Origin of the sequence: Acinetobacter sp. RIT698, assembly GCF_009668065.1 — a bacterium.
Lineage (GTDB): Bacteria > Pseudomonadota > Gammaproteobacteria > Pseudomonadales > Moraxellaceae > Acinetobacter > Acinetobacter guillouiae.
In genome coordinates this window covers 71946-90998 of the sequence record NZ_WJYH01000007.1, presented here as the reverse complement: position 1 = coordinate 90998, position 19053 = coordinate 71946, and the positions used below count along the sequence as shown (strand labels likewise).

Annotated in this window: 22 protein-coding genes; 4 read left to right on the top strand and 18 right to left on the bottom strand. The window is 38.6% G+C overall.

The features are described from left to right. Window positions 1–8: 8 nt before the first annotated feature. Window positions 9–653, bottom strand: a complete 645-nt coding sequence (locus GJV03_RS05050) for an HAD-IA family hydrolase (RefSeq protein ID WP_354666833.1) — start codon at window positions 651–653, stop codon at window positions 9–11. 105 nt (window positions 654–758) lie between these two features. On the opposite strand from GJV03_RS05050, the gene GJV03_RS05045 reads away from it, so the two are divergent. Together GJV03_RS05045 and GJV03_RS05040 are read left to right on the top strand one after the other, a co-directional pair. Further along, complete coding sequence (locus tag GJV03_RS05045; RefSeq protein WP_004723672.1) at window positions 759–1526, top strand: hydroxymethylpyrimidine/phosphomethylpyrimidine kinase; 768 nt, start codon at window positions 759–761, stop codon at window positions 1524–1526. A gap of 104 nt (window positions 1527–1630) precedes the next feature. Then, on the top strand, window positions 1631–2176 hold the full coding sequence (locus GJV03_RS05040) for a hypothetical protein (protein WP_154129609.1): 546 nt from the start codon (window positions 1631–1633) through the stop codon (window positions 2174–2176). 108 nt (window positions 2177–2284) lie between these two features. Here the strand turns inward: GJV03_RS05040 and GJV03_RS05035 are convergent, their stop codons facing one another. From GJV03_RS05035 to GJV03_RS05020, 4 genes are all read right to left on the bottom strand, one after another. Next, window positions 2285–2941: a nuclease-related domain-containing protein gene (locus tag GJV03_RS05035; RefSeq protein ID WP_154129608.1), complete on the bottom strand. Its 657-nt coding sequence runs from the start codon at window positions 2939–2941 to the stop codon at window positions 2285–2287. A 35-nt stretch (window positions 2942–2976) separates the two neighbouring features. Continuing rightward, on the bottom strand, window positions 2977–3459 hold the full coding sequence (locus tag GJV03_RS05030; RefSeq protein ID WP_154129607.1) for a methylated-DNA--[protein]-cysteine S-methyltransferase: 483 nt from the start codon (window positions 3457–3459) through the stop codon (window positions 2977–2979). Window positions 3460–3495: 36 nt separating this feature from the next. Further along, on the bottom strand, window positions 3496–3813 hold the full coding sequence (gene sugE, locus GJV03_RS05025; protein WP_004723676.1) for a quaternary ammonium compound efflux SMR transporter SugE: 318 nt from the start codon (window positions 3811–3813) through the stop codon (window positions 3496–3498). A gap of 109 nt (window positions 3814–3922) precedes the next feature. Then, window positions 3923–4240 carry a multidrug efflux SMR transporter gene (locus tag GJV03_RS05020; protein ID WP_056515587.1) on the bottom strand — a complete coding sequence of 106 codons (318 nt, stop codon included), beginning with the start codon at window positions 4238–4240 and terminating at the stop codon, window positions 3923–3925. Window positions 4241–4458: 218 nt separating this feature from the next. On the opposite strand from GJV03_RS05020, the gene GJV03_RS05015 reads away from it, so the two are divergent. Continuing rightward, complete coding sequence (locus GJV03_RS05015) at window positions 4459–4950, top strand: hypothetical protein (protein ID WP_154129606.1); 492 nt, start codon at window positions 4459–4461, stop codon at window positions 4948–4950. Window positions 4951–5000: 50 nt separating this feature from the next. Here the strand turns inward: GJV03_RS05015 and GJV03_RS05010 are convergent, their stop codons facing one another. The 13 genes from GJV03_RS05010 to GJV03_RS04950 all read right to left on the bottom strand — a co-directional run bounded on the left by GJV03_RS05010 (window position 5001) and on the right by GJV03_RS04950 (window position 18354). Continuing rightward, window positions 5001–5927 carry a copper resistance protein B gene (locus GJV03_RS05010; RefSeq protein WP_154129605.1) on the bottom strand — a complete coding sequence of 309 codons (927 nt, stop codon included), beginning with the start codon at window positions 5925–5927 and terminating at the stop codon, window positions 5001–5003. After that, on the bottom strand, window positions 5914–7893 hold the full coding sequence (locus tag GJV03_RS05005; protein ID WP_154129604.1) for a multicopper oxidase domain-containing protein: 1980 nt from the start codon (window positions 7891–7893) through the stop codon (window positions 5914–5916). Before GJV03_RS05005 ends, GJV03_RS05010 begins: the two co-directional genes overlap by 14 nt. 55 nt (window positions 7894–7948) lie before the next feature. Next, window positions 7949–8359, bottom strand: a complete 411-nt coding sequence (locus tag GJV03_RS05000; RefSeq protein WP_228722730.1) for a hypothetical protein — start codon at window positions 8357–8359, stop codon at window positions 7949–7951. A 408-nt stretch (window positions 8360–8767) separates the two neighbouring features. Continuing rightward, on the bottom strand, window positions 8768–9454 hold the full coding sequence (gene rpe / locus GJV03_RS04995; RefSeq protein WP_105714321.1) for a ribulose-phosphate 3-epimerase: 687 nt from the start codon (window positions 9452–9454) through the stop codon (window positions 8768–8770). 278 nt (window positions 9455–9732) lie between these two features. Beyond that, window positions 9733–10857 carry a M48 family metallopeptidase gene (locus GJV03_RS04990; RefSeq protein WP_154129603.1) on the bottom strand — a complete coding sequence of 375 codons (1125 nt, stop codon included), beginning with the start codon at window positions 10855–10857 and terminating at the stop codon, window positions 9733–9735. 20 nt (window positions 10858–10877) lie between these two features. Continuing rightward, complete coding sequence (locus GJV03_RS04985; RefSeq protein ID WP_154129602.1) at window positions 10878–11984, bottom strand: YjgN family protein; 1107 nt, start codon at window positions 11982–11984, stop codon at window positions 10878–10880. Between the two features lie 159 nt (window positions 11985–12143). Further along, window positions 12144–12980: an S-formylglutathione hydrolase gene (gene fghA, locus GJV03_RS04980; protein ID WP_154129601.1), complete on the bottom strand. Its 837-nt coding sequence runs from the start codon at window positions 12978–12980 to the stop codon at window positions 12144–12146. Between the two features lie 122 nt (window positions 12981–13102). Continuing rightward, window positions 13103–14521 (bottom strand): C13 family peptidase, encoded by a 1419-nt coding sequence (locus tag GJV03_RS04975; RefSeq protein ID WP_154129600.1) that lies wholly within the window; start codon window positions 14519–14521, stop codon window positions 13103–13105. 121 nt (window positions 14522–14642) lie between these two features. Continuing rightward, the gene (locus tag GJV03_RS04970; RefSeq protein ID WP_259191996.1) at window positions 14643–15449 is read right to left on the bottom strand and encodes a class I SAM-dependent methyltransferase; all 807 of its coding nucleotides are present in this window, start codon (window positions 15447–15449) and stop codon (window positions 14643–14645) included. 5 nt (window positions 15450–15454) lie between these two features. Beyond that, on the bottom strand, window positions 15455–16279 hold the full coding sequence (locus GJV03_RS04965; RefSeq protein WP_004817618.1) for an undecaprenyl-diphosphate phosphatase: 825 nt from the start codon (window positions 16277–16279) through the stop codon (window positions 15455–15457). A 32-nt stretch (window positions 16280–16311) separates the two neighbouring features. Continuing rightward, entirely contained in the window at window positions 16312–16977 is a 666-nt protein-coding gene (gene tsaB, locus GJV03_RS04960; RefSeq protein ID WP_105714327.1) for a tRNA (adenosine(37)-N6)-threonylcarbamoyltransferase complex dimerization subunit type 1 TsaB, read from the bottom strand. Between the two features lie 169 nt (window positions 16978–17146). Next, on the bottom strand, window positions 17147–17680 hold the full coding sequence (locus GJV03_RS04955; RefSeq protein ID WP_154129598.1) for a gamma carbonic anhydrase family protein: 534 nt from the start codon (window positions 17678–17680) through the stop codon (window positions 17147–17149). A 59-nt stretch (window positions 17681–17739) separates the two neighbouring features. Continuing rightward, window positions 17740–18354 (bottom strand): CoA pyrophosphatase, encoded by a 615-nt coding sequence (locus GJV03_RS04950; RefSeq protein WP_105714329.1) that lies wholly within the window; start codon window positions 18352–18354, stop codon window positions 17740–17742. Window positions 18355–18479: 125 nt separating this feature from the next. Between GJV03_RS04950 and GJV03_RS04945 the strand changes: the two genes are divergently transcribed. Further along, the gene (locus tag GJV03_RS04945) at window positions 18480–19028 is read left to right on the top strand and encodes an NUDIX hydrolase (RefSeq protein WP_034613876.1); all 549 of its coding nucleotides are present in this window, start codon (window positions 18480–18482) and stop codon (window positions 19026–19028) included. Window positions 19029–19053 lie beyond the last annotated feature (25 nt).

The window sequence follows — 19053 nt, the reverse complement described above, 5'->3', positions numbered from 1 at the left end:
AAGCAGATTTAGAGCAGGTTTAACAATTCAGAGAACTTCGCAATTCTTGCTTTCGGCGCTGCTTCGTCCAACTCTTGTTTTGAGCCATATCCATATTCGACCGCAATGGTTTCAATCGCATTTTTACGTGCACCAAAAATATCATGTTCCCGATCTCCCACCATCAAACACTCTTCAGGATTTAACTTTTCTTTTTCAAGGATATAAGTAATCAACTCGCCTTTATTGGTGCGCTCGCCATTTAACTCACTGCCATAGGGATAATTAAAATATTTTAATAAATCAAAATGATCTAAAATTTGACGTGCATAAACTTCAGGTTTTGCAGTGGCTAAAAACAGTCGATAACCCTTACTTTTTAAGGCTTCCAAGGTTTGTGCAACATCATCAAAAACATGGTTTTCAAATAGGCCAGTTACAGCAAAGCGTTCACGATAACCCAATAAAGCTTGTTCAGCTAAAATATCATTTGCTTCAACATTGAGTAGCTTTGCCAATGATGCCTTTAACGGTGGACCAATAATCCAGTCGATATTTTCACTGTCAGGAATCGGATGCCCAACCTTTGCAAGTCCATAACGTGCAGATGTCGTAATGCCTACTTTTGGGTCGGTTAATGTGCCGTCGAGATCAATTAAAATATTCTTTATCACCATCCAATCCTTTAAATCTGTGTTTGAAACAATTATCAAATTACTATCGAGTGTTCTCGTAAACTTGCCTATACTAACGTAAATTTGTGAATTAAGGACATCATCGTGCGCCCTACTGTACTTTGTTTTTCAGGTCTAGACCCTTCTGGTGGTGCTGGTATACAGGCTGATATTGAAGCGATTGGTCAAAGTGGCGCACATGCGGCAATTGCTTGTACAGCATTAACCATTCAAAACTCTCAACAAGTTTTTGGTTTTGAAGCCAGCTCCAAAGAACTACTGCTTGCTCAGGCCAATGCAGTTGTTGGTGATTTACCTATTAAAGCCATCAAATCGGGGATGTTAGGAACCACAGACAATATTGCTGCACTGGCTGAGTTTTTACGTGAACATCCAGATTATCTATATGTACTTGATCCTGTTTTAGTGGCAAATAGTGGTGGTTCACTGGGTAATCAAGAGACTTTGGTTAAAGCCTTTATCGAACTGATTCCTCTGGCAACAATCATTACCCCAAATACTGTGGAATTACGCGCCTTAACAGCAGAACAAGACATAGAAAAAGCCACAGCCAAACTGTTTGAAATGGGCGCACAAGCTGTTCTGGTAAAAGGTGGTCATGAAGATACCCCAGACTATATTCGCAACGCCTTGTATGTGAATGGTGAAATGATCGCTGAATCTAAATGTCCCCGTTTAGAAGGTGAATACCATGGTTCAGGTTGTTCATTGGCAAGCTTTATTGCAGGACGTTTAGCACTAGGAGATCCGCTTAAAATCGCGGTACAACATGCTGAAACATGGTTATTTGGTGTATTAAAAAATGCTGAAACACCGATTGAAGGTGGGCAAAAAATTCCAAAGCGCTTTTAAATGTTGAATATTACTCTGCACTTTTGAAAATAGCATCCAAGTTTCAATAAACAGCTGAAACTTGGAAATCCCCTAAAACAATGGGAATGACAATGAGAATAATAATGTACAAAACACTCACGACAACAATGCTATCAAGTTTACTTTTAACCCCATTCGCATTTGCCCAACCTCAACAACAAACTGTAAATCGCAATATTAACGATGTAGTGAATGGGCAAAAAACCCATTTTATTTTTAAAGATGGCGATGACGAATCAGGTCAACTCATCATTCAAACAGCGGCTAAACAGCAAGCATTTGATCTTGCAGAATTACCATTTGAACGAAAACGACAGATTCATTTTCAAGACTATAATTTTGATGGATATACCGATATTGCTGTGTCTACACCTGACATGGGAATGGGGGTTTATTCTATTTTTGATATTTTTCTCTATCGACCTAAAAGTAAAGATTATCAAGTGTTGGACCAAGAAAAAATTGATTTTAGCCATGCACAATGTTCTGGATTGACGGATCTCAAACTGATTACCCAGAAGAAACAAATGACCAGCTCATGTCGAGGTGGCGCAAGATGGTGGATCGACACTTACCAATTTAAAAATGGGCAATGGAAATGGTTAAAGTCTAAAGCTGCGGATGAGTGATTTTTCCCCTCATCCTCTGCTGATCTTAATGCCACAGTTACAGGATACGGATCCAATCATACAAAAAATATAATTTAATCAGTACGATGTTGATTATGAGTAATATGTTCATTTCTCAGTATATTTATCTTTAAGGCTTTGTATATGTTGGCGATTGGTTTTCCACGACTTTTCTAAAATTTCTTTCTCTAGACGATACTGAATACGTTTTAATTTCATTGGAGAAATGTTGATTTGCTTAAATTGTTTGACATAATCTGTCCAACCTGCACCACGAAAGACATTGTTTCGCATTTGGGTTTTAAATTCGCAATCAGGCATAAAAACTACGATTGAATGGATCTGAGTAGAATCAACAATATCTGTGAGCACACTTTCTAAAACTTTTTGGTGCTTATAATTTTGATGTAATGGATTTTGGAACTTATAGCTCTTTTTATAAATCTTTTGTGTCCAAATCTTTTGACGCTCGCCACCAAATATCCAACCTTTATAATTCTTTGTTTCAATGACAAAAATACCATAAGGACTTAATAAAATATGATCTATTTGGGTGGTCTGATTTTGCTCATCAGGCAGAGTACAATCATTTAATAAAATATAATTTTCTTTGTCTAAATAGAGTTTGACATGGGTGCTGACAGCAAATTCACCTATTTTCCCTTTTAAAAAGGGCTTAAAGAATTTAACCAACGTAATCGCAACGAAAAGTAAAACGATCCAACCTAGATTTGATAATAATGGTGCAAAAATTTGAGCAATCATTTTAAATTGTAATGTAATAATGAATAGCGTTGAGTCTATGGCACTTGTTCAATTTTTAAAAGAATATCCTTATTATCCAACCCACCCGCAAAACCAACCAATTTACCATCAGCCCCGACCACACGATGACATGGCGCAATAATAGAGATGGGATTTTTACCATTCGCTGCGCCTACCGCCCGAACCGCTTTGACATTTCCGATCTGTTCTGCGATCTCTTTATAGCTACGCGTTTCACCAAATGGAATCGTCAATAAAGCTTGCCAAACTTTCTGCTGAAACTCAGTCCCCGCAAAATCTAACGGTAAATCGAACTGGGTTCTTTTCCCTTGAAAATATTCAGTCAATTGTTTCGCCGTCTCCAACAAAACAGGATGTGTATTATTTTTAATTAATTCAGCCAAACGGACCCGTTTAGGATTTTCATTTTCCCAAAGCACTGCAACCAAGGCATGATCATGGGCGACTAATTTTAATATCCCGACTGGGGAACTCATTTCCATAAATGAAAGTTGCATATCCTTATTCCCTTTCCAACTCACCAACAGCTTAACTTAGCTTGAAGATAATTTCATCAAAATAAGACCTGAAATAATCAATACAGCAGCCAACATCCGCATCGCTGAAGCTGCTTCACCTAAAAAGAAAATTCCGACGGCAAAAGAACCAATCGCACCAATCCCCGTCCACACGGTATAAGCGGTACCAAGTGGTAATGTTTTCATTGCATAAGAAAGTAATGCAAAACTTGCAATCATAAAGATGATGGTCAAGATACTCGGTGTCAGCTTGGTAAACCCGTCAGACACCTTCATAAAATATGCCCAAACCACCTCAAACACGCCCGCAACTGCCAATAAAACCCATGCCATTACACATTCACCATTTTCTATTGGGTGTTTCCACTATTGATTACACCATGAACTACACGTAAAAAAAGTGCTATCTCCTACAGAAATAGCACTTAAACATTTCAATAAATTAAGTCGAAGAAAGTTTCATTAAAACTAAGCCAGAAACAATCAGTACAGCAGCGAACATACGCATTGCTGTTGCAGGTTCGCCCAAGATAAAAATACCAACCAAGAACGAGCCTATCGCTCCAATCCCTGTCCAAATGGTATAAGCAGTTCCCAATGGCAAAGTACGCATCGCATATGCCAATAGACCAAAGCTTAAAATCATGAAAAATAAGGTGACAATACTTGGTGTAAGCTTTGTAAAACCTTCGGACAATTTCATACTATATGCCCAAACGATTTCAAAGATACCTGCGAAAATAAGAAAAACCCAAGCCATGACCAGCTCCAAATTTAAATTAGAATCAGGCCGTCCTGACGATTTTTCTCAAATTGAGGGAGGTCGTTCCTCCTGAAGAAGCCTAATTATATCAACTCATGTTGAGGAATTTATTAAAATTTACAAAATTTGACCTTTTTTACATTTCGAATAATTTTTTTTCATGAGGCTTACTTTATGATCAAGCATGCTAAATATAAAAATCAGGGATCAAAACCATGAAACATGATTATTGGGGTGATATCCACCCGAGCTGGGCTGGGTTTAGTTCAGAAACATTTTTTTCACATTGTTTTTTTAATCAAAATGCTGATCGGGAGATTTTCTTAGGGGAAGAGTTTGATGAAGATGGCGATGAAATCGAAGAAGCGCCCAATCTTGATCAACTCAACGCTTTTGCAAAAACCTACCAATTATTTATCAACAGTATTGAACAACATGTTCAGACCATCCAGCAACATGCTTTTGAACGCTATCAAAAGCTTTATGCACATTATTATGAAAATCCAGAAAAATCAGGTGAGGCTGCATTGAATATTCAGGATGTGGAAGCTCACAATCCTTATATTCAGACCATGTTAAATTTGCGTGTGAGTGCACCCGATACCTTAACCCTCTCTATTCACTATGATTTAGACACAGAGCATGGAATGGAATTTAAATTTGTAAATAACCAGCTTGAACGTGTTGCTGGCATTGCAGAAACGTAAATGGTCACTCCCAAAGAAGTGACCTTTTACGTTATACGAAAAACAAAATGTTAGAATCTAAAACGTAGACCTGCACCATATAACCAACCCGATTCGGAGTCGGTTGCAGTTTGCCATGCTGTCTCTTTATTACCCTTAGAATATGCATAGGCCACACTCACATAAGGCATCACCTTTTTTGTGATTTCATAACGGGTTTCTAAACCTGTTTTAATGCTGTTTAGACCTGTTTTTTGGGCATAGCGTGAATCATCGCTAAATACCACATTTAAATCTAAATAAGGCTTTAAAATCAGCTTTTGAGTTAATAGTAAATCACGTTCAGTTTCTAGGCTAAATGCAACCCGACTGTCCTGTCCGAAATACAGATAAGCATCTGTTTCAAAAAAGTACTGCGCCAAGCCGTGTAAACCCAAAGCCGCATCTACACGTTCCTGATCAGTGCTTCGTTCAGGATTATCACTGTAACGCACACCCGCCTGTACATCCCAAAAATCAGCAATGTTACGGCTATAGAGGGCACTTAGATCATATTCTATTTTGTCTGATTCAGCCTTACTGGAGCCCCCTTTAATGAATAACTTATTTTCATCAGTACCTATGCGTAACTCTAAAGATGAATCTAAAGTACCTTTTCCATCTTCATCCAGCATCCAAGCATTATCAATAGTCACTCGCTGATAAACCTGCGCACCATGTTCTTTACGATGATCATGGGTACCATGCGAAGCTATGCTTTCCTCACCCGTAGTGGTTGTAGGCGCTTGATGATGTGTATGATCTACAGGATTGCTTTGCTCATCCAACTGATTCATTTTTGAATGATCCATGCTTGAATGATCAGTCACTACAGTTGATTCAGTCGCAATACTCGCATCACTTTGCATCTGATGCCCTTCATGGGCCAAAGCCAAACCACTCAGCATAAGTAATGAACTTGCCAGAACTGATTTAGAAAAAAGATTAATGATTTGCATGTTGGTCTCCTTTCACTTCAGCCTTTTGAGTGGTATTTGTTGTTTGAACTGGCTGGGTGGACACTTTGCCATCACTCACATTGGCAACAATCAATTTATTCATCATCCCTGCACTCATGTGGTAGAGCAAATGACAATGGATTGCCCATTCACCCAATTCATCAGCGGTTAATAATGCTGTGACTGTTTTTGCAGGTGGTATAACAATGGTGTGTTTATTGGGCATATCCACAGCAGGCTGACCATTTTCCAGTTGCATAAACATGCCATGTAAATGCATTGGATGCGCCATCATACTGTCATTGATAAATTTAATTCGAATACGTTCGCCGTATTTCACTTTGAGTGGTTCAGCATCACTGAATTTTTTACCATTAATCGTCCAAACATAACGTTCCATGGTTCCGCCTAAGCGAATCACGAGTTCACTGGTAGCATCACGAGTATCAGGTTGTGGGGTTAGTGATTTTAAATCACTGTATTGCAGTGCTTTATCTCCTTGCGGGGTCGAAGCATTTGCCCACCCATAAACCGCTTGGTCATTTTTTTGAACTGCAGATGAGCTGTTATGCTGTGAATGATCCATAGCTTGGGTATCATTCGTATTCATTTTGGAATGGTCCATAGCTTGCATATCATTGGCATTCATTTTTGAATGGTCCATACCCTGCATAGCATCAACATTCATTTTTGAATGGTCCATGCCCTGCATAGCATCAGCATTCATTTTGGAATGGTCCATACCCTGCATATCATTCGTATTCATTTTGGAATGGTCCATGCCTTGCATATCTTTCACATTCATTTTTGAATGATCCATGCCTGACATATCACCCATACTCATCTTGGAGTGATCCATTCCTCCGCCACCATGACCTCCCATATCTTCCATAGTTAGCACAGCACGTGGACGAGCAGCAGGCATATGAATAGCAGCACTTTTTGCTGTTAATTCATTGTGGAGTGTTCCAATCGCAAATCCTGAACGGTCAATAGACTCTGCCTCAATCTGATAATGATTGGTTTTAGGTTCAACAATCACATCATAGGTTTCAGCAGTACCTATACGAAATTCATCCACATCCACTGGCTTTACAGGTTGTCCGTCTGCACTGACTACTGTCATTTTTAGCTGAGGAATACGTACATCAAAAAACGACATTGCCGATGCATTCACAAAGCGTAGTCGAACTTTTTCATTTGGCTTAAACAGACCCGTCCAATTTTGTTCAGGGGTTTTTCCGTTTACAAGAAAGGTATAACCCGTCACATCAGACATATCCGTTTTTAACATACGCATCTGATTCCACATTTTGCGATCAGACCACGTTGCTTTTAGACCATCACGTTGTAACTGTTTCCAAACATCCCCTAAGGTTTCACGTCGATTTTGATAATATTCTGCGGAAATTTTTAGGTTTTTTTGGATCTGGTCACTGGTTTGCTCATGAAAATCCGACAACATCACCACATAATCACGATCTGTGCGTTCATGCACTGCCAGCGGTTTTTTATTCTTTGGATAAATCACTAAAGAACCATATAAGCCATCCTGTTCTTGGCCTTTCGAATGGGCATGATACCAATAGGTTCCACTCTGACGAACTTTGAACTTATAGACAAATTCTTCGTTGGGTTTGATCCCGTTATATCCATTAAAGCCAGGTACACCATCCATAATGCCTGGCAATAAGAGACCATGCCAATGGATCGATGAATCTTGGTTCTTTAAATTATTTTTAACTCGAATCACCGCTTCATCACCTTCTTCAAATTCTAAAAGTGGTGCGGGAAACTGGCCATTTACAGTAATTCGTTTTACCGGTTTACCTGTTACATTGACGATTCCTTCATCAATGCTGAGTTGATATTCTTTGATTGCGGCAATTCCCCAAGTTGAGGAGACCAAGCACAATGTCGCAATCAAGCTTTGAGCTAATCGCTTTTGAGATAACTGAATAAACATAACTTAACCTAAATTTTAACAAGCAATTTTGAATAAAAAAGTGTCTAAAATCAGATTAAGCTTTTGGAGGGCGTAGGATTTCTTGCCAATGCCCTGCGAGGTGCTGAGCTTGGTAATTGATTTGATAGGCTTGAGTATTGTGCAGGTGATCAGGTGCAATCAATTTTGGAATATCAGGATTGAACCAAACCACTGAAGATTGGCATGAGAATGCAGCACAATCTAGACATTTAGTCAGTTGCCTATCTTGAGATTGAACCTGTTGATTATGGCAATCTTTTAGATTTTGCGCCTGTTGCTCATGATTGAGATGCGAGTTTTGATCATTTTGTTTTTGTTGTATATCTGCACAGTGCTGTTTCATTTCTTGTACAACACTGTTTTTCATCATCGATTGATGTTCATCTAAAAGCGATGAATTCATCATTTGCTCATGTTGCATCACATTTACAGATGCAATAGACACACTGCTCCAGCCTATGGCAAAAACCATAAGACAAACAAACCAAAGCCGTTTGTGCAGTTGTCTAAACAAAACTAAAACCTATGTTTTAATCTAAGATGAAGCTAAAGCATAGCCAATAATGACGAGTTTGGCAAATATCACGCGGAAAGATTGCCAATATCACTGAATAATTTTCCATCAACTGCACTTTGAATAAAAAATGAATAATTAAATTGATGAGTAGCGGACTATTCTTATTAAAAAAGAGCTCGTTTGAGCTCTTTTTAAACAAAAATTGCATGTGTGATAAACGATTGATCACCCTTTGATTAATCTATACCCAGCTTATCCATATGCTTATCAACATGGTTATCCATATAGTTATCATCAAAGTTATCCACAATTCACACAATACATTTGTGGAAAAGTTTAAGCCGAAACTTGTCCAACTTTTGCTAATTCAGCGCGCATTTCGTTAATCACAGCTTGATAATCAGGTTTACTAAAAATCGCCGAACCAGCAACAAACATGTCTGCTCCCGCTTCAGCAATTTCACGGATATTTGCTGGCCCAACACCGCCATCAATTTCTAAACGAATGTCACAACCTGAAGCATCAATAATTTTACGTGCCTCACGTAATTTATCCAAAGTGGTAGGAATAAATTTTTGACCGCCAAAGCCAGGGTTTACACTCATCAAAAGCACTTGATCCACTTTATCTAAAACATAGTCGAGATAGTGCAAAGGTGTTGCTGGATTAAACACTAAACCTGCTTTAGCACCACCATCTTTAATCAATTGTAATGAACGGTCGATATGATGCGTTGCTTCAGGATGAAAAGTAATAATATCTGCGCCTGCTTCTAAGAAATCACCAATCATACGATCAACAGGGGAAACCATAAGATGCACATCAATTGGGGCTTTGATCCCATATTTCTTTAATGCCTTACATATACCCGCACCAAAAGTTAGGTTTGGAACATAGTGGTTATCCATGACATCAAAGTGGACAACATCTGCACCAGCTGCCAATACATGTTCCACATCTTCACCCAGACGGGCAAAATCAGCAGATAAAATTGAAGGTGCAATCAGATATGGCTTGGACATGAAACAACCTGGCAAAGATAAAAATTTTTCCTATTATAACAAACTTACCCTACTGGGTTGTTTTAAAAAGCAACAGTTTTACTCATCTTGGTTAATTTATCAGATCATAGCAATCAACCTAGTTTAATCAACGACTGCCTATTACTTGATGATATGGGTTTTAACGAGTGCTCTGGTCTTTGAGAAAAATACAAAAAAATAAAGGGCTTAATTAAGCCCTAGATCAAGTCACCGCCACCTTGCATAATCTATAGATAAGCATCGCTTATCTTTATTGTTTAAGGTTTAGCCTGTTGTTTTTTCTCAAAATCACGAACCATTTTAACGCGTTCTTCAGTTGCAGGATGTGAAGACAATGCATCAAAAATCTCTAAAGAGCTCTCTTTTTCACTAGACTCATTTTGAGGTTGTTTTTTATTTGGGTCCGCTTTTTTATCAGCTTCAGCCGTTTTGCCTGCCTGCTTTGGTTTTTCTTCCAGTGCAGTTTCATCACTTAAGCGTTGTAAGAAATTCGCAAAATGAGACACTTCAATGCCTTTACGATCCATCAATTTCAGCGCATACATATCCGCCTCAGCTTCAAATTTGCGTGAATAATTTGCACCGATCATCGCGGCAGGTAACGAGGTCAATAAGTCTGAACTGTCTCCCGTCATGGCAATATACAGTACACTCAACCCCAAACTGGTCAAGCCTTGCTGTAAGCTATGCCGTTCCACCAAATGCCCTTGCTCATGAGCCAAGACACCTAAAATCTCTTGATCACTATGCGCCATTTCAATCAGCTCATCGGTAACAATGATCGTATTGTTGGGTAAAGCCACTGCGTTGGCACCCAATCGCCCACCTTCACGAAAAACCAATTTTGCTGGCTTTCCTTCAGCGATGGTATTTAGATATTGCTTGGAAATTTGATCTTTTTGACCTTGTGCCAAATGACTGGGGTTAGTCCAATTATTCAACACATATTTTTCCGCTTCATCGCCTAATTTATTCAAACTATTTTCAGGCAGCTGAAAAGCAACATAATGTGATGCTGCTGGAACACCCCATTTCACTAAAGCAAAAACAAAAGCCACCACAAAGATGATACTGAATACAATTAAACTTGGAGAACGTTCTAATTTCCAGATCGAATGCTGAACATTTTTAGTCCCAAAATTAAACCATTCTGGTAAAGCCCCCTGAAACTCAATCCTAGCGTCATCTTTAAGCTCAATCGCAGGATTTAATTGCCCCAGTGCGCCAATTAATTCCATATCGCGATATGCATAACGGCGTTGATGTTCTAAACGTTCACCATACTGAATCAGTACCTCGGACTCAGATTGAGCGGAAAGTTGGGCATGGTGTGGTTTAGACACCACACCATCATAGAAAATGACTTCTATTGGTCGTGACATAAATTATTCAACTCATATCATTATAAAGAAACATCAATGTCGAAGATGTCACTAATTTCTTCAGCTAAAGCACTTTGCTCTTGCTGTGCAAGATTCATCATTTGATCTGGATCATCATGCAAAATTAAACTCATCGAATCAACTTGATATTTGTGAATACGAATTGCCGCCCAGGCAGACATTAAACCAATGCTTAGAATTTTAACCAGCCAATTTGATGCCACAATCCATGCATAACGCCATTGATTACAATCTGTTTTAAATTGGCTGCTTCCAACCGTTGTATTGTTCCATGTGGTAATAAAAATACGTGCCGCGATTAATGGATAAATAAACAAACCTGCCACAGCGTACATCGCAAAGACACCAAAGATAAAAAAGTTTGGCGTATACCCTGCAATAAAACCGATAATACCGAAATAGATAATGCCAAATGCCAGCATGATTCCAAAAGACATAAAAATTGGAATGTAAACTGCCGCCATATAAGCTGACCAATCAGCATTCAATTTAAAATCCAACTGCCCTGCATATAAATGATCGATGTAGTATTTTTTATACAACCAGATCGCAACAGGAGCAAATATCCCTAAACTAAAAATATAAATTAGAATACTGAGAAAAAAGACTTTATAGGATTCTTTTATGGTTCCCGCAAAATAAAACCGACTGTTGCCGAATTTACTGTTTCTTGCGGTAAAGCGCATTGTTGCCCGAATCAGCCATGGTACTGCTGCATACAGCACCACTAAACCAACCACCGTCGCAATCATGGAATATTGTGAGGAGATTGAAAAGGCAGCATAAATACCCAATGCAATCAAACGTCCAACTAAAATTTTCGTGGGGATACCAGTAAAGTCAAAACGTCTTTTAAAGAATTCAGTATTACCATAAAAATAACGTAAACGACGTACTTTCGCCCAAGGCGCGTACAAACTTAAGGTAATGATGGTCAATAAGATATTTACAATCCATATACCAAAATATTCCATTGCATCACCGTGAAATTTAAAACGGTGAATTCTAGGATATTGCTGATCTACGGGCTGCTGTATTTCTGGTGGTGTAGCGCCTTTTTCCAAATTCAAATGACTCGGAAATGGAGGCGGTATTTGTTCTTGCATATTCTTCTCTTTATTCAAATTATTTGATGACAATCTAAAATGATATGAAATAAAAAACCTCAAAAAGCAGTTTATATTTTTTCTGCGCTGAAAGAAATAGAGTAAAAGCAAACAACGATTTACTTTTACTCAAAATTCAGTTTTTGTTAGACGATTCAATTATTTTTGTAGTTGCAAAGCATGAAATTGTAAATGGTCATCAATAAAACTTTGAATGAAATAATAACCGTGATCATAACCTTCATGAAATCTTAAGGTGAGTTTTTGCCCAACTTTATGACAAGCTTGTTGATATTTCTCGGGATTCAATTGACTATAAAACTGATCTTTTATACCTTGATCGATAAGCACTTCGTCAAATAACTGACCTTTAGAAAGTAGTAATTGAGTCGCATCATGCTTTGTCCACTCAGACTGATCAGCGCCTAAATAATGAGAAAAAGCCTTTTCACCCCAAGGACATTCTATCGGAGCACAAATCGGTGCAAATGCAGATACTGATTTAAAATAATTTGGATATTTCCAAGCCAGTGTTAATGCGCCATGCCCGCCCATACTATGACCAAAGATTCCCACAGCTTCAGATTGAATCGGTAAACTTTTTATTAGCAATGGATAAAGTTCATCTACAATATAACTTTCCATCTGAAAATGCTCAGCCCAAGGTGCTTGAGTTGCATTGAGATAGAATCCTGCACCCTGCCCCAAATCCCATGAATCGCCTTGTGCAACCTGTTCACCACGAGGTGATGTATCAGGTGTAATCAAGATTAAACCAAGCTGAGATGCCAAGCGCTGTGCATGCGCCTTTATGATAAAGGTTTCTTCTGTACAGGTCAGCCCTGCTAAATAGAATAATGCAGGACATTTCTGCCCTTTTAATGCTTGAGGCGGAAGATATGTCGCAAACTTCGTTGCCCCTTTTAAATAATTTGACTGAGTTTGGTAAATTCTTTGTTCACCATCAAAACAGATATTTTTACTTAAAAGTTCCATCAGCACATCGCTCCACATTTTGATCTTTAAATTGTTTAGGGCTACCGTCTTATAGCATCAATAGATTTAACTCAATATAAATTAAAGCGCATTTGCTTTCGCATTTAAAGCGCCGTTATTTATCATGGCTTTTGTTGCGTATCCAATTTTACATTTTGGGTTTGTGCAGAAGTGATAACACCCTGTTGTGGAAATAAATGTTGTTCCAACTGCGGTAACATCATTTCCATATTTTTCCCAATCACCCATTGCGGCTCAGATGGATCAAAACCTTGTGCATTTTCCCATTTTGCAACTGTTTCAGTCGCTTCTTTAAATGCGGCTTTGAGAGAACCTTGCTCACGCATTGCCTGATCAAAGAAAGCACGACCAAAATAAGTATAATCGGCTTCATTTGAACATCCAAATGAGGCACGATCTGCTGCTGAAGCAGTAATAATCAAGGTATCTGGTGATTGGAGTGCTGAAACAAAGCTACCGGAATAACAGGCTGAAATCACGATCACTTTCCAGCGAATACCCGATTTATCGAGGGTTTCTCTTAACCATTTTGGATCGACATCATCCAAATTAATCGGTTCATTTTCTAGTTCAAAACGATTAGGTAAGCCATGAGAAGTCATATAAAGAAATAATACATCACTTTCGCGATTCATCTGTTGGCCAATACGGCGTAAAGCAAGGTCGATACTGGTTTTAGATGCAATAGGAGTGTCTTTAATACTTTGTGGGTTATTGACCAATTCAACAGAACGCCCAAAGGTTCCAAAGCGGGTATCAAATTGTTCTTTAATTCGATCTATTTCAAATTTGAACACGTCTTGATAACTTGCACCAGCAACACCTAAAAAGTACCAATGCGTTTGAGCAAACTCACCAAACTGAACCTGTTCCAATGCCTTATTGAGTAAATGGCTTTGTGCATAAAAAGCATTTTCACTGATCGTTGGAGGAACATCTTCTACTTTCCAAATCGGCTGTTCCTTAATCGAAACTTGCCAAGTAAACAGAGTTGCAACGGTAGCAAACATGATTAAGGCACGTTCCCACCATGGCCATTGTAATTCTCTTGAAAATACCCACACCACAGCAAGACTTTGCCAAATAAACAAAGCAAAAAACAGCAGTGGGATCACATCATAAGTGAAATAAGGCAGCAGATCTTGATTGCCTAAATATTGCAGCAAGCATTGAAACAACATGATGTGCGTATCAAGTACCAGCCATAACAATGCTGGAACCAACATCAAACGCGGATTATTGGTCCGTTGTGATAGGAAAATCCCCACAATCAAGGCAATAAAAGGCCACAATGCGTAGCTGACTAGACCCTGCCGATTAAAAACACCACCATCACCAGCAACTAACCAGCTAAACAGTGTATTGGCACCTGCACCCAACAGTCCCCAAAAAATCAATTGAAGAATCGATGGACGAACAATTTGTAAAGACTTTCGCGAACCTAAGAATAACCAAATCCCTGCACGTTGGTTACTTTTCAAATCATGCCAAAAGTTAATCGAGGGTTTAAGATCTATCATAAAGATTCTGTTAAGGCAGTGGCTTCAATCAGCCTATCTAGTTTAGGCTTGGCTAAAAAATTATCAATGTTTGATTTAACTATATATCAATAATTCGACTATTATTGAAACAGTTACCAAATTACTCAATAAGATTGCTGTTAAAATAGGCATCAAAACGACAAGCATCACCTTGCCATTGATGATCGGTTGCCTGATCATTTAAAAATACAGCCAGTCTAGGACGTTTTACCACAACTCGCTTAGCAATTTGACGTGCTAAGACTAAAAGATGATCGCCTAAATCCATTTCACCATCTTCAGGTAAAAGCATGTGTAATAGCTGCATTTGCTTTTTCACTTGTGCCTGCTTTTTTATGGCTTGCTGATTTTGATCCCGTTGCGGAAACATCGGATCTAAATAAACAACATCGACAGTTTGATGGGTGATGATCAATTGTTGTAAATATTCAGCTGAATCAGAAAAAATCAAATCAATACGCTCAACAACTTTGGCTAAAAACGGGTCGTTTTCCAGCTGTTTTTTTGAATCTTCCAGTAAAGTAAATAAAATTGGATGACGTTCGATCAGGGTTACTTTCGCCCCTAAGTGTGCCATCAACAATGCGTCATGCCCTAGACCAGCAGTTGCATCAATTAAGTTTGGTTTTTCTGAAATATTACATGCCCGTGCAATCATTTCAGATTTTAAACTCGCACGTTTTAAACGTGGGATCTCAGCTTTCCAGTCAGGTTGCATTTTCATGCCATTGGCGCACAGGCTTAACCCTTGCTCATCAACACACAAGGCAAGTTCAGGGTTCAATCTTAAAAACCGTGCATTGAGTTTTTCAATCGTTGCAATGTTTACCACGACACCACGTAAAGAAAGCACAGTTTGGTAGGACTGTGCTTTCTCAAAAAATGTGGATTCAGTAAATAAGCGAATTTCGCTTACCATAATTTCCAACCTGTTAATGCAAACAATAAAATCAACAAACCTGAAGCAATACGATACCAAGCAAAGACCATGAAATCACGCTTAGAAACATAAGCCACCAAAACACGGATCAAAATTAAAGCAGAAACAAAAGAAACAATTAGCCCTACAAAGAATACGGTCCAATCTTGTGTTGTTTCATAAATATGGTAATTTTTAAAAAGATCTAATAAGCCTGCACCAACAATGACAGGTATACCGAGGAAGAACGAAAATTCAGTTGCAGCCTTACGCGATACACCCAACATCATGCCCCCAATAATGGTTGCACCGGAACGTGAAGTCCCTGGAATAAGCGCCAATACCTGAATTAAACCAATATAAATCGCTTCTTTAATCGAGATATTTTCCACTTCTACCGCATTGACTTTTGGCGGATTTTTTTCAACCCACCAAATAATTAAACCACCGACAATCAAACCAATCGCCACAGAAATATCATTAAACAACAACTCTTTTACAATATCGCCAAAGGTTAAACCAACCAGCATAATTGGAATAGAAGCCGCAATAATACTGACTCCAAGATGACGCCCTTTCGGCTCACCTGAAAATAGACCGATTGCTGCGCCCCAAAGCTTGCCCCAATACTCATAAATCACCGCAGCGATTGCGCCCATTTGAATAGCAACGACAAATAAGTCACTCTTTTCTTTGGTCCAGAAATTCATGAGCTCAGATGCAAGAATTAAATGCCCTGTACTTGAGATAGGTAAGAATTCGGTAATACCTTCAACAATACCCATAATGGCTGCTTTGAGTAGCAGTAAAAGATCCATTGTGAAATCCTAAAAATTAAAGCGAAAAACGATTATGGTTTACCTTGTTCTGGAATTTTCTTCCATGCATTATCACGTAAATATACAGGTAAAGCTTGTTCTGCACTCAACCATTGCTTTTGCAGTGCATTTTGACGCGCAATTGTGGCGATATCGTTAGCGGAAGCAGTAATCTGCTGAAATGCAATTGCCTCTACATTCACCAAAGCTGAACCTGAACCGATCAAGGTATATTTTTGATATTCTGCAGCGTGTTGATAGTCTAATAATTTTTCTTCGTCTACAAGTTGCATAATGTTATTTTGGTCAAGCTTAAAACTTGCCATATAAACTTCTTGCATACGTGCATCTAAAACTGCGGTGACTTCAGTCAATTGGGCTTGCTGATAAGCAGCTTGCGCCAACGCTTGCAAGGTTGAAACTGGAATCACAGGAATATCATTTGCCCAGGCTAAAGCTTGAGTCACTGCTGCATTGATACGTACACCACTAAATGAACCTGGCCCACGGCTAAATGCAATTGCAGTCAAGTCTTTACTGGAAATTTGATTTTGCTCAAAACCTTGCTCAATCATCGGCAAAATGGTTTGAGTTTGTGCTTTTGCTCGCGTATCAAGTTGAAAATAGAGTGTTTGAGTTTCATCAACAATCGAAACGGAACACTGCTCATTGGCAGTTTCCAATGCCAGCAATTTCATGCACAACCTTACTGTGTTAAAAATGCTGCCTATGATACTCCACTCATTTCAATAGCGCGAGGGCTTAGAGTTAAAGCCAGTCAGATAAAATCTATTAGATCAAAATCATCTGCAAAAAATGCCAAGACATTGTGCTTGGCATTTAAGTGATAATTTTAAAACCACGACTTTAATCAAATTTAAATTCTTCTAAATCAATAAAATTCTTGTAATGGGATGCGTAATGCAAGGCACTCATTTTTAATAAATTCTCCGCATTCTCATCCAAAGTTCGCACGACTTTACCCGGGGAACCCACCACCAAGGAATTATCTGGAATAACTTTACCTTCTGGTATCAAACTATTTGCACCAATGATACAATTTTTACCAATCACAGCATGATTTAAAACCACAGCGTTAATACCAATTAGACTGTTATCGCCTATCGTACAACCATGCAACATGGCTTGGTGCCCAATGGTTACATAATCACCAACGGTTAATTCAATCCCTGTATCTGTATGTAAAACGGCATTTTCTTGAACATTACTAAAATTCCCAATATGAATTTTGGCATTGTCGGCACGAATGACTGCACCAAACCAGACACTAACTTGTTGCCCCAGTTCGACCTGACCAATCACCGTCGCATTATCCGCAATCCAACCATCAAAAGGTGCATCCAACGCTTTTGGCACAAAACCTTTAAATTTATACATCATGGTATTACATTCCTTTGAGATATTTTAAGAGCATTGGTTTTGATCATAGCTTTTCAGCATTATTTTTTATTGAATATCTGTGATTTAAAAGATGGCGAGTTCAATAAAAACGGCCAGTTTTTTTGATAATCCAAACCATATTTAAATAACGAAATCAGAATTCTGGCGGTTAAACCCCAAATGATTTCGTTTTCAATTCTTAGACTGGGAAAATACACCGATTGATGTGCCAAACGCACCTCATAAGGAATAGGCTGTGATTCCATCATTTTTTTAATCGGTGCATAAAATATACGATCAATTTCACTCGGCTGAGCAATCAACTGAATATCTGGAGGAATTAATCCAACTACAGGTTTTACTGTCAATCCACTTTTCGCCCGTTCCATGGGTAAATCACCAATCAGCTTGACATCAAAGGGATTGAGTGCGGTTTCTTCCCATGCCTCTCGCAAAGCCACAACGATATTACTGGTATCATTTGGGTCACGCTTTCCACCTGGAAAAGAAACCTCTCCTGCATGATTTGATAAATAAGCAGAACGTCTGGTCAGTAAAATTTTAGGATCAGCTTCTTGAGTAATTGCAATGAGCACTGCGGCATTGGCGGCATAAGTTCTTTTGCCAAAACGTAATCGATTTTGCAATACTTGGGTTAGCTCATCATCCTTCATTGATCTCACTCTATCTTTTTTGTTCTCGTTCTATCATATAGGAAATTTTATCGATAAGGCTATAAATGATGCGAAAGTAGAATTTTTCAGTTATGCTGAGTTATCTCACATTTTTAATGAAGCTTATGAGTTTTTGCAGTGCTTGTGGTCATCCAACCATAGAAAAAATTCCTTTAGGTGATCAAAAAATCCGTAAAGTTTGTACACACTGCGGCACCATTCATTATGTTAACCCTAAAGTGATTTGTGGTGCTTTGGCGATCTGGGAAAATAAAGTTTTACTTTGTCGTCGTGCAATAGAACCACGCTATGGACTATGGACCTTACCTGCTGGTTATATGGAACTTTTTGAAACCATGGAACAAGGTGCAGCACGCGAAACACGTGAAGAATCAGAAGCTGAGGTTGAGATTGAACAGCTTTACTGCATGTATAATATTCCACGTATTGGACAAGTTTATGTTTTATTTAAAACACAAATAAAAGATGGTGTATTTGGTGCAGGTGAAGAAACCATTGAAAGTCGTTTATTTGAAGAGCATGAGATTCCTTGGAACGATTTAGCTTTTCCAAGTGTAGAACGCACGTTAAGACATTATTTTGAAGACCGAAAAACCAATACATTTCCAATGCATCTTGAAACATTGGGTACCCGATTAGATCAGACAGGATAATCGCAAATAGATATTGCTTCGAGCA

Excerpts from the sequence above, each read along its gene's own strand:
- rpe (WP_105714321.1), bottom strand. The coding sequence starts at position 9,454 with ATGTCCAAGCCATATCTGATTGCACCTTCAATTTTATCTGCTGATTTT.
- GJV03_RS04950 (WP_105714329.1), bottom strand. The coding sequence starts at position 18,354 with ATGAAGGATGATGAGCTAACCCAAGTATTGCAAAATCGATTACGTTTT.
- tsaB (WP_105714327.1), bottom strand. The coding sequence starts at position 16,977 with ATGAAATTGCTGGCATTGGAAACTGCCAATGAGCAGTGTTCCGTTTCG.
- GJV03_RS05010 (WP_154129605.1), bottom strand. The coding sequence starts at position 5,927 with ATGCAAATCATTAATCTTTTTTCTAAATCAGTTCTGGCAAGTTCATTA.
- GJV03_RS04985 (WP_154129602.1), bottom strand. The coding sequence starts at position 11,984 with ATGCAAGAACAAATACCGCCTCCATTTCCGAGTCATTTGAATTTGGAA.
- GJV03_RS05015 (WP_154129606.1), top strand. The coding sequence starts at position 4,459 with ATGAAACATGATTATTGGGGTGATATCCACCCGAGCTGGGCTGGGTTT.
- GJV03_RS04955 (WP_154129598.1), bottom strand. The coding sequence starts at position 17,680 with ATGATGTATAAATTTAAAGGTTTTGTGCCAAAAGCGTTGGATGCACCT.
- GJV03_RS05040 (WP_154129609.1), top strand. The coding sequence starts at position 1,631 with ATGTACAAAACACTCACGACAACAATGCTATCAAGTTTACTTTTAACC.
- GJV03_RS04975 (WP_154129600.1), bottom strand. The coding sequence starts at position 14,521 with ATGATAGATCTTAAACCCTCGATTAACTTTTGGCATGATTTGAAAAGT.
- GJV03_RS05030 (WP_154129607.1), bottom strand. The coding sequence starts at position 3,459 with ATGCAACTTTCATTTATGGAAATGAGTTCCCCAGTCGGGATATTAAAA.
- sugE (WP_004723676.1), bottom strand. The coding sequence starts at position 3,813 with ATGGCATGGGTTTTATTGGCAGTTGCGGGCGTGTTTGAGGTGGTTTGG.
- GJV03_RS04945 (WP_034613876.1), top strand. The coding sequence starts at position 18,480 with ATGAGTTTTTGCAGTGCTTGTGGTCATCCAACCATAGAAAAAATTCCT.
- GJV03_RS04990 (WP_154129603.1), bottom strand. The coding sequence starts at position 10,857 with ATGTCACGACCAATAGAAGTCATTTTCTATGATGGTGTGGTGTCTAAA.
- GJV03_RS04965 (WP_004817618.1), bottom strand. The coding sequence starts at position 16,279 with ATGGATCTTTTACTGCTACTCAAAGCAGCCATTATGGGTATTGTTGAA.
- fghA (WP_154129601.1), bottom strand. The coding sequence starts at position 12,980 with ATGGAACTTTTAAGTAAAAATATCTGTTTTGATGGTGAACAAAGAATT.
- GJV03_RS05005 (WP_154129604.1), bottom strand. The coding sequence starts at position 7,893 with ATGTTTATTCAGTTATCTCAAAAGCGATTAGCTCAAAGCTTGATTGCG.
- GJV03_RS05020 (WP_056515587.1), bottom strand. The coding sequence starts at position 4,240 with ATGGCTTGGGTTTTTCTTATTTTCGCAGGTATCTTTGAAATCGTTTGG.
- GJV03_RS05035 (WP_154129608.1), bottom strand. The coding sequence starts at position 2,941 with ATGATTGCTCAAATTTTTGCACCATTATTATCAAATCTAGGTTGGATC.